The sequence below is a fragment of the Gryllotalpicola daejeonensis genome (genome assembly GCF_039538145.1).
In the GTDB taxonomy this organism is placed as follows: domain Bacteria; phylum Actinomycetota; class Actinomycetes; order Actinomycetales; family Microbacteriaceae; genus Gryllotalpicola; species Gryllotalpicola daejeonensis.
In genome coordinates, this window is sequence record NZ_BAABBV010000001.1 from 29,650 (window position 1) to 42,818 (window position 13,169).

The window sequence follows — 13,169 nt, forward strand, 5'->3', positions numbered from 1 at the left end:
CCCAAGGAGGGCGCGCCTCATGAGGAAGAACCACAGCATCATCAACATCGCCGAGCTCACCGAGAACCTCTCGACCATCCACGCGACCCTCGGTCTCATCACCACCGATAGCGGCGGTCTCACCTGGACCGCGTTCATCGACCGAGGCCGCCGCATCGAGCGTCAGGTCGTCGACCTGGACGACGACGGCGAAGGCCGCATCTTCGTCTCAGCCCTGCGCGCAGACGACGAGGAGTCGCTGCCCTTCTACGTCGAGGTCGAGCCGCACGCCGACGTCGAGCCAGCCGAACTGGTGGCTCGCCACGTCCGCGCCGCGCTGTTCGGCTCGGTCCACGAGCTCTGGCGCGAAGACGACGACCTCGAGAACCCGTGGCGCGACCCCCAGCTGCCGGACGCGAGCGAGATGGCCGCCGAGTCATTGGCGGCATACCTGGCCATCCCGACGTGGGCGGAGTGGAGCGGGTCGCAGAGGGCGAAGGAGAACGGCCGCGACGTACTCGTGCACCGCGTGTGGGACCGAGATAACCCGCAGTGCTCGGCCGAGGCGCACGTCGCCGACGACGCCACCCCGAAGGCCCTCGCCAAGGCGCTGCGCCAGGCAGTCCAGCGCGTCGAGCGGCTGCGCGCGGACGGCGACATCACGCCGGAGCTCATCCTCGTCCAGCCGACGCTCGCCTGACCCCGAGCCCGTCGGAAGCGGCGGCCCGCCCATCGTGGCGGCCGCCGCTTCCGACGGGCCGCGCATAGGCCGGGTGAAGGGAGGCTCCGGATGCCAAAGATCAGCGACGAAGAACGTGAGCGCCGTGCGCGTTCGGTGGCTGAGGCCGCACGCTCTGGCGAGCTCGACGGCAAGCCTCCGCTCTCGCCAGAGCTCCGCCCGCTCTTCGACCGCTACGTCGAGGGTGAGATCGGCTCCGCGCAGCTGATCGAAGGCGTCCGAAGGTGGCACATGCTCCGGCAGGCGATCGCGTCGTGGCGACTCGAAGGCGCTGAGCTGAGTGAGGATCTGCAAGGTGACCTTGGGGCGTTCGCGCGCGGGGAGCTGACACCCGAGCAGGTTGTCGCACGGACCCGGGCGCGGCTTGGGCTGCCGGCGGACGACTAGCGCGATAGCTGGCCTGGACCAGTTGTCGCAGATTTTGCGTCAACTCGCGTGCGCCCTCCACGGCTCACCCTTCGGGCCGCGCCGACTTCGTCGCCGCTCTCGCCGGAACCCCGCCACGAGCCCGGCACGTCCGCCCCGCGTCACGTGACCGCTGCGCGTCGCGGCGACCCGGCTCGCAGAGGCGTGAGCGTGGCGACAACGTGACGGCGGCCGGTACCGGCCGCCTGAGGCGCGACGGAGACGTGCAGGCGGGGCGGTGGCGATGATGGGCGCGCTGACACGCGGCGACACGATGCGCGACCCGGCGAAGCCGGGACGGTGAGCGGGAGCGAATACGAGACCGAGAGAGCCGAAAGAGGATGGGCTCGGGGAAGCCGCAACCGGCGCGCGCGGCAGCGTTCCGAGCCGAGGCGTGCCGCGTCACGACGGGCGCAGCGAAACTCGCTGCGCTCGCATCGCGAACTCGGGGCGTCTCGGAACGCGAACTCGCGCCGGCGGGTCACAGGCCGAGGTCGGCGCTTGTCGTCTTCTCGAGTACGCGCAGCTCGTCGGCGTACAGCATCAGAGTAGACAGCGCCTTGTGTCGAGTCTGCTTCGCGACGAGCGCGAGATCGCTGCCTGCGAGCACAGCGGTACTCACATGACCGCGGCGTCCCGAGTGCCCACTAATCTTCTCGGCGTCGAGACCAGCCACCGCGGCGCGCTCTTTCATGATCCGCCCGACCGCGTGACCGGTGAGTCCGGCTCCGGTCGGAACACCGGTCCGCGTGACGCGCGGGAACAGCGCTGCATCCGGCCCGATCTTCCCTCGGACGGCCAGCCACCGCGTGAGCAGGCGCACAGGGTCGGTCGCCGTGTGCTTGCCGCGCGCGATACCGATCACCTGACCTGCCGAGTGCTGGTCGCCCTTCGACGATCGGATCGTCACCCGGAGCCCGTCAGCCCCGGCCACCACGTCGCTGCGGCGCAGCGCCCCGACTTCGGAGCGGCGCAGCGCACCCGCGTAGAGGAACGTCGCGATCATGCATGCGTCGCGGCGTCCGGCAACGGTTTCCTGGTCGATGGCCGCGAGGATGCGCACAACTTCCGGCGTCGTCAGCGCGTGGGCCCGCTCCACCGTGTGCTGCCGGCCTATGCGCCGGCGCACGCCCTCGACAACCTGGACGAGCACTGGGTCGTCCGTCGGGTCCGGATTTCCCCGCTCGAACGCGTGGCGGCTGACCGCAGCGAGGATCTGGCCGACGGTGGATGCGGAGCGGCCGGTCGCCTCGAGGTCGGTGATGTACGCCGCGAGGCACACTGACGACGTTGGGTCTGTGAACCCTTCGCGGCGCGCCCACCGGGTGAGACGTGCGAGGGCGGATTCATACGCCTTCCGCGTCGACGGAGCGAGCGCCGACTCGATCGCGGTTGCGATCCGCTGCGCATGCACCTCTGGACGCGACAGGGAGGTAGACAGGGTGGTCTGCGGGAGCGGTTCGAGAGTCACGCGTCGACTATGCGCGGTGCCTCCGACATGAATGTTCGCTATTCGATATTTCCGGATGTTGACGGTCGCGTTAGCGAGCCCTTCGGGGTGCCGCGCATAGGTATGGAGTGATCTCATCCATCGCCCAGCCCGATTCCGCCCTCGATCTCAGACGGCTCGGGAAACCCGATCTCGACCTCGCTCTGAACGAGCTGCCGGACCCAGGCGAGCTGATTCTCGAGGCGTCGCACGAGTCACCGGCCGGCACTCCGGCGCCGATCACGGTGGCGATGATCCCGACCGTCTTGCGCCGAGTTCACCAGGGCGGCTTCATGTGGGCCTTCGTCTCACACCGCGAGCTGACCATGGACGCCCAGGTCGGTGGCGACGCCGGCGGCCGAGGAATGGTCGTCGAGATCTGCCGCCAAGGCGGCATGTTCGAGCGGCTCTTCGCGCCGGGCGGGTCGGAGACGACGCGATTCATTCGCACGGGGTGGGGCACCGTGTTGGAGGCGCCGGAGTGCGAGGTTATGAGTTTCGCGCAGGCGACAGCAGCGGTGACGGCGTGGTGTATCGAGGCGGTTGTCCTCGAAGGGCTCGCGCTGCGGCGTGCCCGGTTCTTCGACAGGGAGCGGCGAGCTGGGCTCCGCCGCGGATGACTACTTGATCGCGGTCCTCACGCCGTCGATGAGGACGCCATGCTCGACAACAGTTCCGAATGCCAAGCGCACCGACGTCAGGAACTGCGAAGCCGTCGCTGAGTGGAGACGCGCGACAGGGAACCCGGCCCGACTCATCACCTCATCGAAGCGGTCGTCGAAACGCTCCCAGCACTCGGCAGTAGCCACCGCCAACGGCCATTCGGGGAGCCACGGAACACTCGGTGCGATCCACGCGCGCGGGTGCTTGCCCCGGACGATCGCGCGGATGCCGGCGGGCATCGCCGCAAGGATCTCGCGACGACGGGGGAGCGAGTTCTGGCCATGCCACCGCCGGTAGGCGCGTCGCCGCAACTCAACGACGAGGCGATCCGTCCAGACAGCGCGAAGGGCGAGCCGGCGCGCATCGTCGCTCCACGTGCGCGAGAAGCGGCGGATCGGCAGCAGGTCGCGGGCGACGAGGATCTCGACCAGCTCGTCGGGGGTATCGCCGACGATCGTCTCGCCGGACGCGAGCTCGACGTAGAAGTCGGTGAGGCCGGGGCGCAGCTCGTTGGCGTCCGGGTCGAGGGTCGCGAGGAGCCGTTCGAGGTCGTCGGTCATGAGCGCTCCGAGAGTATGCGGATGAGATCGGGCGGCAACGATGCCGATGCGGGGAGGAAGGTGATGCGCACGTCGTCGGTGCCGAGCGCGAGCCGGGCGGCGCGCAGGATCACCGGGACACGCAGCGCATCACGGCCTGCTGCGCCGACGAAGACGATGAAGGGCGGGGCGATCGGGTGAAGGTAAGCAACCTCGACACCCTGACCGGCGAGAGCCTCGGCGAGGGCGTCGCGGCGCGGATCGGCGCTCATCGCGTCACCTCGTCGATGAACGTTCGGACCGCCACCACATGCTCCGGCGTGATGCCGATGCTCTCGTCCGGGGCGATCGCGAGGAGAGGTGTGACGCCGAGCGCCTCGGAGACGATACGCGGCCAGGGCAGGTCAGATGCCGCGTCCTGGTCGTCGATCCAGATGACGCCGGCGACAGCGTCGTTGTGCTCGAGCCATTCGCGCAGGGAGCGGTGCTTCCATCCGAGTGGGAGGCGACGCTTGGCATCGCGCGCGGGCATTCTGGCGCCCGGCATCGGCGGGAGGCCCATCATCCGGTGAGCTTTGACGTAGATCTCGTTCTCGAGCCAGGTCGTCAGGGCGACAGGCTGAACTCGCGGGTCGTCGAGGATCTCGCGAAGCTCGGAGACCATCGTCGGCGAGTAGGTGAGGGGGAAGACCTCGCGGTAGCCGTGACCGCGGTTCACCTGCACCTCGATGTGGCGCGAGTCGGGCCACGCAGGCGACTCGATGGGCTCGTTGTCTTTCCATGTTGCGCAGACCCCGTCGAGGTCGATGAAGATGGCGACGGTCCTATCAGTCACGGTCAGCTCCAACTGTCGGTCGGCGGGTCATCAAGAGGTCGGCAGCGAGGCGGCAATCGAAACCGCGCTCGCGAAGCATGAGGATGAGCGCGTCCAGGCGCTCCCGCTCCGCGCTCACGCGGCGACCGCGTCGAGGTCGACGATGCGCGGGGAGGTGCCGAAGATCTGCTTGGCGGCTTCGGTCATCTGGCGAACACGGTGGTCATCCAGGCGTCGCTCGAAGAACCAGCCGCGGTGGCCGCGCAGGGAGTCCCAGCGGCCGAAGCGGCGCTTCGCCTCGGCGATCCACTCCGCGGAGTACGGGGCTTCGACGACGAAGCACCGGCCTTTCAGCCAGAAGGTGACCTCACCCTGCTCCGCTGCCATGACCGCTCCTCCCGAAAAAGAGGAGCCGGCCAGCTTCGGGTTCGCCGACCGGCTCCACTATCCCTATGCGCGGCGGCGGGCGAGTTCGTCCATGAATCCGTCCCAGAAGGCGCCGAGAACGCCCGCGTGTCGGCGCCGCGGTCGGGTTCGGGGGCCTCGGGCGGGACCTTGCGCACGCTGCGCGGCCCGGTTCTCCCGCTCTTCGCGGCGTGCGTCGGCACGGACCGCGGCCATGATCTGGGCATGAGTCCAGTCGAGGCCGAACGCGGCGTTGTAGGCATCAACGCCGCGTTGGCGGAGGTCGGGATCAGTGCTGAGGAGCGCGCGAGCCCACTCTCGGTCATCAGCGAAGGGTTCGGGGTGGGCAAGTGGAGTCGTGGCCGAAGCGGCCGGTGAATCTGAGAGCGAGACCTCGGGCGCCGTGTTCTCATGTGCGTTAGGCAAGCGGCGGGTGTGGGCGCGCGCTGCCACGCTGCCATCGGCATGCTGACCCTGTCTGACCCGAACGGTTCTCATACCGGGGATGTGTGCGGGGAGCCCGCGGACGCTCCGCTCCTGACGTGACGTCTGCTGAGGCGGCGAGCCGCGCTACCCGCACTCTGGGGGTAGCTGAGGGCCATGCCTGCGGCAGCCCTGATCCGAGGCTGCGCGAAAGTTGTGGATCGTCGAGCAGACTCATTCAAGACGACAAGTTCGTCGCCCCCAACCCCACCCGAAAATCACTGCAGCCGCCCTCGGAACCCCAAAAGCCGAGACGCGGCTGTTGTGCTTAATGGGCGAGACGCGGAGCGAGCCACCCTTAGGCTGACGCGCTTCCCATCTCGGCGGCGAGCTCGTCGTTCGTCAACGGTTCGTCTTCGAGTCGTTCGCGCAGCAGCGTGCGTTGGTCTTCGGACAGTTTGGCGCCCGAGCGACGTGCGGCGTTGTCGATCATCGAGTCGCGGGCGAGGTCCAGGATCTGCACGAGGGAGGTGCGGTTCACGTTCAGGCGGCGTCGTGCCTCGCTGCCAGAGCGGGCCAGTCTGATGCGGCCGTCGAGGTCGGTGAGCTTCGCTTCGAGGTGATCGCGCATGTGCTCGTCGCGAGCCTCGGCCCTGGCGAGATCAGAGGCGAGACCGTCGGGGTGGAGGTTGACCGCAGACTCGCGGCGCATGCCGGGCTTCTCGGGCTCGCGAGCGAACTCGCCGGTGGGGGTGCGGGTGCGGCGGCGGGCGATGGTCGACTGTGTGCTGCTCATGCCGTGGATGTGCGCGGCGGACACGCCCGCAATGACGGCCCAGCAGTTGCATGTGCGGCGCTCCCAGCGCGGAGAGGGCGGACGCCCACCGCTCGAATACTGAGCTCCACTTCGAGCAGATCATCCGCGTCCTCGAGCGGACACCGAACGCGTTAGCTGCGCCTCGACGCGAGGTAATCAAGCATCTCGTCGGGCATGATGTCGAGGCGGGCGACGCTCTCGTCCTGCACGGCAGTGAGCGCTTCGACCTCATCGAGAGTGAGCTGGTCCGCGACCTGCGCGGCACCAAGGTTGCTGCGTAGGTGCCCGAGTGACTTCGTGCCGGGGATGGGAATGATCACGGGGGAGCGGCGGAGCAGCCATGCGAGCGCAACCGTCGACGTTGGAACGCCGAGACGCGAAGCCGGCCGTTCGAGGGCGGCGATCGCGCCGAGTCCGCCGGTGGCAAGCGGGAAGTAGGGGACGAAGGCGATGCCTTGCTGCTCGCATGCAGCAAGCACCTCCACCCCGCTTCGGTCGACGAGGTTGAAGCGGTTCTGTACGGCAGCGATTGGGGTAATCCGCTGTGCTCGCTCGAGCATTTCCGGTGAGGCGCCGGAGATTCCGATGTGGCGGATCTTGCCTTCCTCGCGAAGCTCGACCAGCGCGCCGAGCGAGTCCTCCAGCGGCACGTCGGTTTCAGGTGCGTTTCCCGGAGCTTGGCTGTCGCCCCACAGCCGCAAATAGGTGAGTGCGCTGGTCTCGGAGCGCATGTCCAGAAGCGCGTCTTCGACTTGCGCGCGCACCGTTTCGGGTCGGCTGTCGGTGAGCCACTCCCCGTGAGGCCCACGCCAGGCCCCGACCTTGTTCCCGATCACGATGTCGTCGGCGATGGGTGCAAGGGCCCGGCCGATCAGCTGGTTGACGGTGCGCGGGCCGTAGGCGTTCGCCGTGTCGAAGAAGTGGACTCCCTCTGCAACGGCGGCTTGAAGGAGACTGATCGCCCCTTCGATGTCGTCGGGCAGACCGATCACGCCGGTTCCGGATAGCTGCATTGCGCCGTAGCCGATGCGGGGAACATCGTTTACTCCGCCCAGGGATAGCGTCAAGTTCGTCGGGTTCGTCATTCGGTGTGTCCTTTCAGGTGCGGCGGAGTTGAAGCCGCCTGGTCGAAGTGAGCGGCGAGAGTCCTCAGCCACTGGCCAAGCAGCGCCGCCTCGGGCGACGTCATGACCTGTTCCACCTCGGGCATACGCGAGAGCAGCGTTCGGGCGGCCTTTGCGGCGTCATCTACTTGGTCGCCACCGCCACTCAGCTCGGCGATCAGCGTGTCGCGCATGCGATGAGCAACAGGCGCTTCTGCGGGCTGTGAGGTTCGCACGAGCTCGGTCACGCAGCCGATGGCCGTCGCAGTCGTCATGGCTACGGCCTCGTCGATGCTGACGGTGAGGATTCCGGCAGCCGCGAGGCGCTCGAGACCCTCCCGCAACGCCTTCTCGGCCGTCTCAGCGGAACTGGAGCGCCGGCCGTCATTCGCCGAGTACATCAGGCGGTAAAGCGCAGGGTTCTCGACGCCGAAGCGCACGTGCATGTCCCAGCCCGCAGCGAAGTCGGCGAGAAGATCTCCGGTCTGCGGAACCATGCGTTTGCGCGAGAGGTAATCGCCGAACGCGTCCTCGATGGCTGCGTCCAACAGCCCGTCCTTGTCTCCGAAGTGGTGGTACAGGGTCGGGGCACCGACACCAGCCGCCGTATAGATCTCGCGCGTGCTCGGCTCGCGGTCAGGCTGCGCAGAAAGCAGTGAACGGGCGGCGGTGAGCAGACGGTCGCGACCAGACGGCATGTATCCACGATATACCAGATCCTTGAGCATGTATATCGCTGGTTTCAAGGTGGGCCGGGCCGAGGCTGGAACCCTGCGCCGCGGCGTCGGACGGAGAGCCCCGCCTCGACCTCCGAGACGATGCGCTGCGCATCCGCCTCGGTGAGCACGTCACGCCGCGTGGAGCAGCTCATGCCGTGCTCGAATCGCATCTGTGAGCCCGCCCTCGACACCCTCAAAACACCACGACCTGAGGTCACCGTCTGAGGTCGCCGCGACGTAGAGCGCTCCAACCCCGACGTTGATCACGTGGCGATGAACCGATCGCGGCAGAGCTCGCCGGATCATGTCGAGCCGCGACCCGGTCACTCGCATCACGGCATCCGCAAGATCGCGGGCGAGCTGTCCCGTCGAGAAGTCCGGCTGCTCAGGGGCGACACGAACACCGAATCGTGGAGCCGACGCGAACTCGTTGAAGTCGCCGGTACCGAGAACCAGCTCGAAGGTCTCGCCGGTCTTGTCCGCGTCGACGAGGTTCGACCCGATGGCGAGCCGGTCGCGCAACGCGTCGAGGTTGTCGAAGAGGTCGCCGTCGCTATCGAGGTGCAGCTTGAAGGCCGCGGGGAGGAGCTGATTGAAAGGGCTGAGGGCGAAGGCGTCGTGCTCGACCACGGCGAAGCGATTGTCGAGCATCAGCTTGAAGAACTGCGCGTCCTGCGTGACCAGCGGGCCTGGAAGCTCGAGGGCCTCGGTGTCGAGGCGCTCCCACTGGACTGCGAGCGCGTTGGACACCGCTTCGACTTCGATCTCCGCGACCAGCAGGCGCAGCTCGCGGATTTCTGCGGGGTTGCCGCCAGCAAACGGGAGCGACGCGAAGAGGTTCTGTCGGTCGTGAGCGATCATCGTGCACCGGCCAGAATGTCGAACGCCGCACGCAGGAGCCCCAGCGCCTGGTCGAGCTTCTCAGCCGCCTCGATCTCGGCCGGAGGCCAGTCGAACATCAGCTGCTCGCCGAGCGCGAGCTCGACGCTGCGGACCGCATAACCCAGGTCGAAGAGTGCGCGCGCCGCAGCGGTCTGCGGCAGCCCTTGAAGCCGGGCGAAGTTTTCGAGCTGGTCCGATGAGATGCCGCGGCGTGCGGCCGCCGCGCCGACATTCAGCCACGCCACCTCAGGACCGTGGAGCCCGGCGGCGACGCGGCGTGCGTCCTCGAGGAGCGCGAGCTCGGGTCGGGACGCTTCGTGGAGCGCGTCGGTGACGTCGCGGGACGGGGCGGAGGTCGGGGTCATGAGTTTCCTTTCTTGGGCTTGCGCCGGCGGCGCGGCTTCGGGCGCGCGGTCGCTGTGGTCGGCGTCGAGAATCTGACCCACGCGTCGGTGAGCACGAGCTCGTGCGCCGCACGGAGTTCTCGGCCGAAGGCGGTGCGCTGGGCCGACTGAGGAAGGCGAAGGAGTTGCGAGAACGCGCTGAGATGTGCGCGGGTCACATCAGCGGGGAGCGCATCGGGAGGCGCGCCAAGGACCTTCTGGGCTTCGTCGAGGGTGGGATCGGTCATGCTGCTGCTCCTTCGCGTCGGGCGGGCTTCGGTCGCGGGGTCCAGGGGAAGCCGTCCCATGGCGGCGCTTGTGAGGGGACGAGGCAGTCACAGAAAGCGGTGAACCGCCTGCCGCCTGAGCGCGGGTCAACGAGCCAGGCGAGGTTGAGGCGGGCATGCTCGCCGAGATCCGCTTCGAGAACCTGACCGAGCCGGATGAGCGTCCGCTCGACACGGCCCTTCGTCCACTTCGGCTGCGCGAGCAGCACCTGCCTGAGCGTGAGTCGGAGCAGCGGGCGCCCGGCTTCCGAGCACGCCTCGCGGATCAGATCGGGGACCGTGATCTCGCCAGCGGTGACACGGAGGAGCGCGGCGGCGCGCTGACGGCGAGCCGCCAGCTGATAGCTCTGCGCGACGGGCTGCGGGGCGAGGGGGCTCATGCGCGACCGCCCTTCGTGAAACGCGCCCAGCAGGCGGCGGCGAGGACCGCGAACGCGGCGGGCGCTGTGGCCAGCGCGACGATCGCGCCTACCGAGATCGAGCCGAAAGCGGTGATCCAGATCTCGGCCCAGGCGAAGGCGAGTGCGGCGAGGGCCGGCGCTGCAATGGTCGAAAAGATCGCCGTCTTGAAATGGGCCAGGCGGCGGCCGACGACGCCGCGGCGCTCGAGGCTGGCGTCGGCGGATGCTTCGATCCGCCGCGACAGCGGGACCAGGGCAAAGGAGCCGAGGAAGACGGCTGCGAGGACAGTGAAGGTGACGGCCACGGGGACCACAGCATGGGCGAAGAACACCCCAGTCAGGAGCACAGCGCCGACCGCGGTAAGGCCCCAGATGATCCTCTTGTCCTGCATACCCTGATGAGGTGCCGCGGGAGGTAGCAGCTGGGTCTCGTCCTTCATGGAGGATTCAAGGCCCGCGGTAAGTAGCAGCCCGTTCTTCTCGCTCATGAGGGATTCAAGGCCCGCACCCGGTTGAAACCCGGTCACCGCTCGCCCCGGGATACCGCGCGCAGCGGAAGAGGTGCGAGGAGCGGCGCAACGAGGCCGGCGACCGCCCACCAAGCACCTCCGGCGTCATGAACCTCCACGCCAGCGAAGACCAGCGCGACGACCGCGAAGAGCACGCCGAGCGCCCGGGTCGTTCCGAAACGGATGCCGGCGACGAGGGCGAGGATCGCGAAGACCGCCGAGCCGGTGGGGAGCTCGCCGTGGTGGCTGCCGATGACCTCCGCTGTGATGCTCGCTGCGAAGACGGGAGCGGCGATCGCCCCGAGGAAGCGAGCGGCTCGCGGGTCACGACGTCGGGGTGGATCGGCGAGGCGAGCCTCGATGCCCGCTGCGAGACGTGCTTCGTGGGCGAGGGTCGAGGCGCTCGGCTCAGCGGCGGGAGCCTGGGCAGGTGCGTCTGTCGAGCGCCAGGCGACGGATGCCTCGTCAGCGCGTGCCGCGGTGAGCAGGAGCTGGCGGGCGGCGTTCAGACGAGCGGCGAGATCGCGGTCACCGCCAAGATCAGGATGCGCCGCGCGCATCGCCTCGCGGAAACGACGCGAGATGGTCTCGGGCGCTGCACCACGTTCGACGTGCAGGAGCTCTCGCGCTTCTGCGGGGGAGAGGGTGGGGGCGCTCATCGCTATCGCTTTCGACGGGGTCACCGGCTTGACGGGCCGGGCAGGCGGGAGGTGCCTACGTCGAGGAAGATGCGATGAAACGGGAGAAGGGATGAGCGTGTCCCCCGGGGCTGCTCTCCAAGCGGGGCACAGGCTGAGCTGAGCTGCGAGTGGGCCCCTGGTCAGCTTCGCTGTGCCCCGGACTGGGCACAACCGTGGAGCCTCTGCCGCCATGCTGGGCGCACGTGGCCGGAATACGCTGAGCCCGTGCGCCGAATCCGAGCTTCTCTCGTCGCGATCTTTGCGGTGGCCCTCCTCGCGGGATGCTCCTATCTCACGCCGAAGCCAGCCGTCACGGTGACCGTGAATCCGACGCCCACGGCCGCAGCGAAATCAGACGGGTGGATCGGCGCCGAGTCGCTCGGCGCGACGATGGACTACACGATCTTCCTGTCGTGGGTGGACGACGACGGGCAGCTGAGCGGGCAGATGCAGGCCGCCTACCCAGCGACCAGTGGAGCCCAGCCGGTGACCGTAGCGAGCGCCACGCTGACAGGCACTGAGGTGGGCGACGAGGTGAGTCTGACCGCATCGAACGGCGGTAGCGTCTTCGGCTGGACCGGCACGGCCACCGGGACCATCAGCAGCAGCGCGCTGGACCTCGAGGGACAGCTGCTCAGCTCGTTCTTGCCAGCGGAATACGAGCCGGAGGGCGCCCCACAGCTCACGCTGAAGCCAGGGACGGCCGCCGACTTCGAGAACGCGATCAGCCAGCTCGGCTCTTACATCGACGATCGGAAGCGGAACGCGGAGAGCGGCTGCCCTGAGTCGGGCTGCTGAGTTCTTCCTTGCCCAGCTTCCAGGCACGATAGCTCCAGCGCGCGCCCAGCACGGGTGCAGGCTGCTCAAACATGCCTCTCAGCGACCCTGTGCGCCCCGTAGGCGCGATTTCACCCCGAGTACGCCCCGTTGGGCCTCCTGAGCCACTTGCCACCTCAGATAGACGCACGGCGCCGCCCGACAGATTCGGGCCACGTCCGACGGTTGTCCGACGGAGTCGCGTCCTCCTGGCCGCATCCATTTTTGGACCCTGACCAGGGGTAAAACTGTAAGAGAGAGAGAGTATGTCCTATGTATTAGATCTCTACTCTCTCTCATAGGGATTTTGGGAGCGTCCTATATTTCGCCGATTTCGGCACTTAGATTCAATCCAGATCTCTATATAGCGTCCTCCTGCGGAATGGGACCAGACACAGGACCCACGCAACGACCCCAGAACGGTCGAGACCCCAGTCACGACAAGGGATTTCGGCCCGCTCGACCCCTCCGTCAGGCCTTCCGACAGCTGCGAACAGCTCTTGACAGGTTCAGACGGCTGCGACAGCCGTCCCCTGCGGTCGCGCTGCGCACATCATCTGCGCCGCCAACCCAGCCACCGCGCACATCACCGCATAGGTGGTGGTGAAAGCACCCCACCAACCCGAGACCTCGAGGATGCGCCATGCTCACCACAACCCAGCTCGCCGACCGCGTCGAGCAGCACCTGCTGGCGCGCGCTCCCCGCGTCGTCTTCGCCCGCGTCGTCGCCGAGCTCGGCCTCGAGATGCCGGAGCGTGAGCTCCCGCGCTTCGCCGACGGCGACCCCGACCTCGAGCTCGCCACCTTCCGCCTCCTGCGCGATCGCCTCACGCAGCGCCTCGAGCCGTTCAACGGGGCGCCTGCGCGTCGCGGGTGGGCGAGCGTCTCGGTGACGGACTACGCCGGGCACTGCGCCCACACGCTCGTCCGTCGCGGCGTGCCTGCGCATGAGGCGCTCGACGTCGTCGGAGACCGCATCCGCCTCGTCGCCCGCGCTCGCCTCGCTGACCGCGATCCGAGCGACGTCGCCAGCGAGCTGCGGCCTGACGCCCGTGAGGTGACGATCGCCGAGATCCTCGCGGCGGCTTAGCGGCTGCCGCGGTTCGCCGCATACAA

General features: G+C 68.2%; 19 protein-coding genes. 5 read left to right on the top strand and 14 right to left on the bottom strand.

Features of this window, described 5'->3' with window-relative positions; all coding sequences use genetic code 11:
- Nucleotides 1-19: 19 nt before the first annotated feature.
- A complete protein-coding gene (locus ABD736_RS00180) occupies nt 20-679 on the top strand; it encodes a hypothetical protein (protein WP_344789719.1) in 660 nt (219 codons plus the stop codon).
- 90 nt (nt 680-769) lie between these two features.
- The gene (locus ABD736_RS00185; protein ID WP_344789720.1) at nt 770-1,105 is read left to right on the top strand and encodes an antitoxin VbhA family protein; all 336 of its coding nucleotides are present in this window, start codon (nt 770-772) and stop codon (nt 1,103-1,105) included.
- 499 nt (nt 1,106-1,604) lie between these two features.
- On the opposite strand, the gene ABD736_RS00190 is transcribed toward ABD736_RS00185, so the two are convergent.
- Complete coding sequence (locus ABD736_RS00190; RefSeq protein WP_344789721.1) at nt 1,605-2,594, bottom strand: tyrosine-type recombinase/integrase; 990 nt, start codon at nt 2,592-2,594, stop codon at nt 1,605-1,607.
- 107 nt (nt 2,595-2,701) lie between these two features.
- On the opposite strand from ABD736_RS00190, the gene ABD736_RS00195 reads away from it, so the two are divergent.
- Nucleotides 2,702-3,232 (top strand): hypothetical protein, encoded by a 531-nt coding sequence (locus ABD736_RS00195; protein ID WP_344789722.1) that lies wholly within the window; start codon nt 2,702-2,704, stop codon nt 3,230-3,232.
- Here ABD736_RS00195 and ABD736_RS00200 read toward each other — a convergent pair whose 3' ends face one another.
- From ABD736_RS00200 to ABD736_RS00260, 13 genes are all read right to left on the bottom strand, one after another.
- On the bottom strand, nt 3,233-3,835 hold the full coding sequence (locus ABD736_RS00200; protein ID WP_344789723.1) for a hypothetical protein: 603 nt from the start codon (nt 3,833-3,835) through the stop codon (nt 3,233-3,235). It lies immediately after the preceding gene.
- Entirely contained in the window at nt 3,832-4,086 is a 255-nt protein-coding gene (locus tag ABD736_RS00205; RefSeq protein ID WP_344789724.1) for a hypothetical protein, read from the bottom strand. The genes ABD736_RS00200 and ABD736_RS00205 overlap by 4 nt, the downstream gene beginning before the upstream one ends.
- Nucleotides 4,083-4,649 carry an HAD domain-containing protein gene (locus ABD736_RS00210; protein ID WP_344789725.1) on the bottom strand — a complete coding sequence of 189 codons (567 nt, stop codon included), beginning with the start codon at nt 4,647-4,649 and terminating at the stop codon, nt 4,083-4,085. Before ABD736_RS00210 ends, ABD736_RS00205 begins: the two co-directional genes overlap by 4 nt.
- 114 nt (nt 4,650-4,763) lie before the next feature.
- Nucleotides 4,764-5,015: a hypothetical protein gene (locus tag ABD736_RS00215; RefSeq protein WP_344789726.1), complete on the bottom strand. Its 252-nt coding sequence runs from the start codon at nt 5,013-5,015 to the stop codon at nt 4,764-4,766.
- Between the two features lie 799 nt (nt 5,016-5,814).
- Nucleotides 5,815-6,252, bottom strand: a complete 438-nt coding sequence (locus ABD736_RS00220) for a hypothetical protein (protein WP_344789727.1) — start codon at nt 6,250-6,252, stop codon at nt 5,815-5,817.
- 152 nt (nt 6,253-6,404) lie between these two features.
- Entirely contained in the window at nt 6,405-7,358 is a 954-nt protein-coding gene (locus ABD736_RS00225) for an aldo/keto reductase (RefSeq protein ID WP_344789728.1), read from the bottom strand.
- Complete coding sequence (locus ABD736_RS00230) at nt 7,355-8,074, bottom strand: TetR/AcrR family transcriptional regulator (protein WP_344789729.1); 720 nt, start codon at nt 8,072-8,074, stop codon at nt 7,355-7,357. The genes ABD736_RS00225 and ABD736_RS00230 overlap by 4 nt, the downstream gene beginning before the upstream one ends.
- A gap of 150 nt (nt 8,075-8,224) precedes the next feature.
- Nucleotides 8,225-8,956: a hypothetical protein gene (locus tag ABD736_RS00235; protein ID WP_344789730.1), complete on the bottom strand. Its 732-nt coding sequence runs from the start codon at nt 8,954-8,956 to the stop codon at nt 8,225-8,227.
- Nucleotides 8,953-9,342 (bottom strand): hypothetical protein, encoded by a 390-nt coding sequence (locus tag ABD736_RS00240; RefSeq protein WP_344789731.1) that lies wholly within the window; start codon nt 9,340-9,342, stop codon nt 8,953-8,955. Before ABD736_RS00240 ends, ABD736_RS00235 begins: the two co-directional genes overlap by 4 nt.
- Nucleotides 9,339-9,608 carry a hypothetical protein gene (locus tag ABD736_RS00245; protein WP_344789732.1) on the bottom strand — a complete coding sequence of 90 codons (270 nt, stop codon included), beginning with the start codon at nt 9,606-9,608 and terminating at the stop codon, nt 9,339-9,341. The genes ABD736_RS00240 and ABD736_RS00245 overlap by 4 nt, the downstream gene beginning before the upstream one ends.
- Nucleotides 9,605-10,027, bottom strand: coding sequence for a hypothetical protein (locus tag ABD736_RS00250; RefSeq protein ID WP_344789733.1), 423 nt, complete (start codon nt 10,025-10,027; stop codon nt 9,605-9,607). Before ABD736_RS00250 ends, ABD736_RS00245 begins: the two co-directional genes overlap by 4 nt.
- A complete protein-coding gene (locus ABD736_RS00255; protein ID WP_344789734.1) occupies nt 10,024-10,536 on the bottom strand; it encodes a hypothetical protein in 513 nt (170 codons plus the stop codon). The genes ABD736_RS00250 and ABD736_RS00255 overlap by 4 nt, the downstream gene beginning before the upstream one ends.
- 35 nt (nt 10,537-10,571) lie before the next feature.
- Complete coding sequence (locus ABD736_RS00260) at nt 10,572-11,216, bottom strand: J domain-containing protein (RefSeq protein WP_344789735.1); 645 nt, start codon at nt 11,214-11,216, stop codon at nt 10,572-10,574.
- 246 nt (nt 11,217-11,462) lie between these two features.
- On the opposite strand from ABD736_RS00260, the gene ABD736_RS00265 reads away from it, so the two are divergent.
- Both ABD736_RS00265 and ABD736_RS00270 read left to right on the top strand, forming a co-directional pair.
- Nucleotides 11,463-12,035 (top strand): hypothetical protein, encoded by a 573-nt coding sequence (locus ABD736_RS00265; protein ID WP_344789736.1) that lies wholly within the window; start codon nt 11,463-11,465, stop codon nt 12,033-12,035.
- A gap of 661 nt (nt 12,036-12,696) precedes the next feature.
- The gene (locus ABD736_RS00270) at nt 12,697-13,143 is read left to right on the top strand and encodes a hypothetical protein (RefSeq protein WP_344789737.1); all 447 of its coding nucleotides are present in this window, start codon (nt 12,697-12,699) and stop codon (nt 13,141-13,143) included.
- The last annotated feature ends 26 nt before the right edge of the window (nt 13,144-13,169 follow it).

What these genes read in the sequence shown, in the direction of transcription:
- ABD736_RS00180 (WP_344789719.1), top strand. Translation starts at nt 20, where the DNA reads ATGAGGAAGAACCACAGCATCATCAACATCGCCGAGCTCACCGAGAAC.
- ABD736_RS00185 (WP_344789720.1), top strand. Translation starts at nt 770, where the DNA reads ATGCCAAAGATCAGCGACGAAGAACGTGAGCGCCGTGCGCGTTCGGTG.
- ABD736_RS00200 (WP_344789723.1), bottom strand. Translation starts at nt 3,835, where the DNA reads ATGACCGACGACCTCGAACGGCTCCTCGCGACCCTCGACCCGGACGCC.
- ABD736_RS00205 (WP_344789724.1), bottom strand. Translation starts at nt 4,086, where the DNA reads ATGAGCGCCGATCCGCGCCGCGACGCCCTCGCCGAGGCTCTCGCCGGT.
- ABD736_RS00215 (WP_344789726.1), bottom strand. Translation starts at nt 5,015, where the DNA reads ATGGCAGCGGAGCAGGGTGAGGTCACCTTCTGGCTGAAAGGCCGGTGC.
- ABD736_RS00220 (WP_344789727.1), bottom strand. Translation starts at nt 6,252, where the DNA reads ATGAGCAGCACACAGTCGACCATCGCCCGCCGCCGCACCCGCACCCCC.
- ABD736_RS00225 (WP_344789728.1), bottom strand. Translation starts at nt 7,358, where the DNA reads ATGACGAACCCGACGAACTTGACGCTATCCCTGGGCGGAGTAAACGAT.
- ABD736_RS00230 (WP_344789729.1), bottom strand. Translation starts at nt 8,074, where the DNA reads ATGCCGTCTGGTCGCGACCGTCTGCTCACCGCCGCCCGTTCACTGCTT.
- ABD736_RS00235 (WP_344789730.1), bottom strand. Translation starts at nt 8,956, where the DNA reads ATGATCGCTCACGACCGACAGAACCTCTTCGCGTCGCTCCCGTTTGCT.
- ABD736_RS00240 (WP_344789731.1), bottom strand. Translation starts at nt 9,342, where the DNA reads ATGACCCCGACCTCCGCCCCGTCCCGCGACGTCACCGACGCGCTCCAC.
- ABD736_RS00245 (WP_344789732.1), bottom strand. Translation starts at nt 9,608, where the DNA reads ATGACCGATCCCACCCTCGACGAAGCCCAGAAGGTCCTTGGCGCGCCT.
- ABD736_RS00250 (WP_344789733.1), bottom strand. Translation starts at nt 10,027, where the DNA reads ATGAGCCCCCTCGCCCCGCAGCCCGTCGCGCAGAGCTATCAGCTGGCG.
- ABD736_RS00255 (WP_344789734.1), bottom strand. Translation starts at nt 10,536, where the DNA reads ATGAGCGAGAAGAACGGGCTGCTACTTACCGCGGGCCTTGAATCCTCC.
- ABD736_RS00260 (WP_344789735.1), bottom strand. Translation starts at nt 11,216, where the DNA reads ATGAGCGCCCCCACCCTCTCCCCCGCAGAAGCGCGAGAGCTCCTGCAC.
- ABD736_RS00270 (WP_344789737.1), top strand. Translation starts at nt 12,697, where the DNA reads ATGCTCACCACAACCCAGCTCGCCGACCGCGTCGAGCAGCACCTGCTG.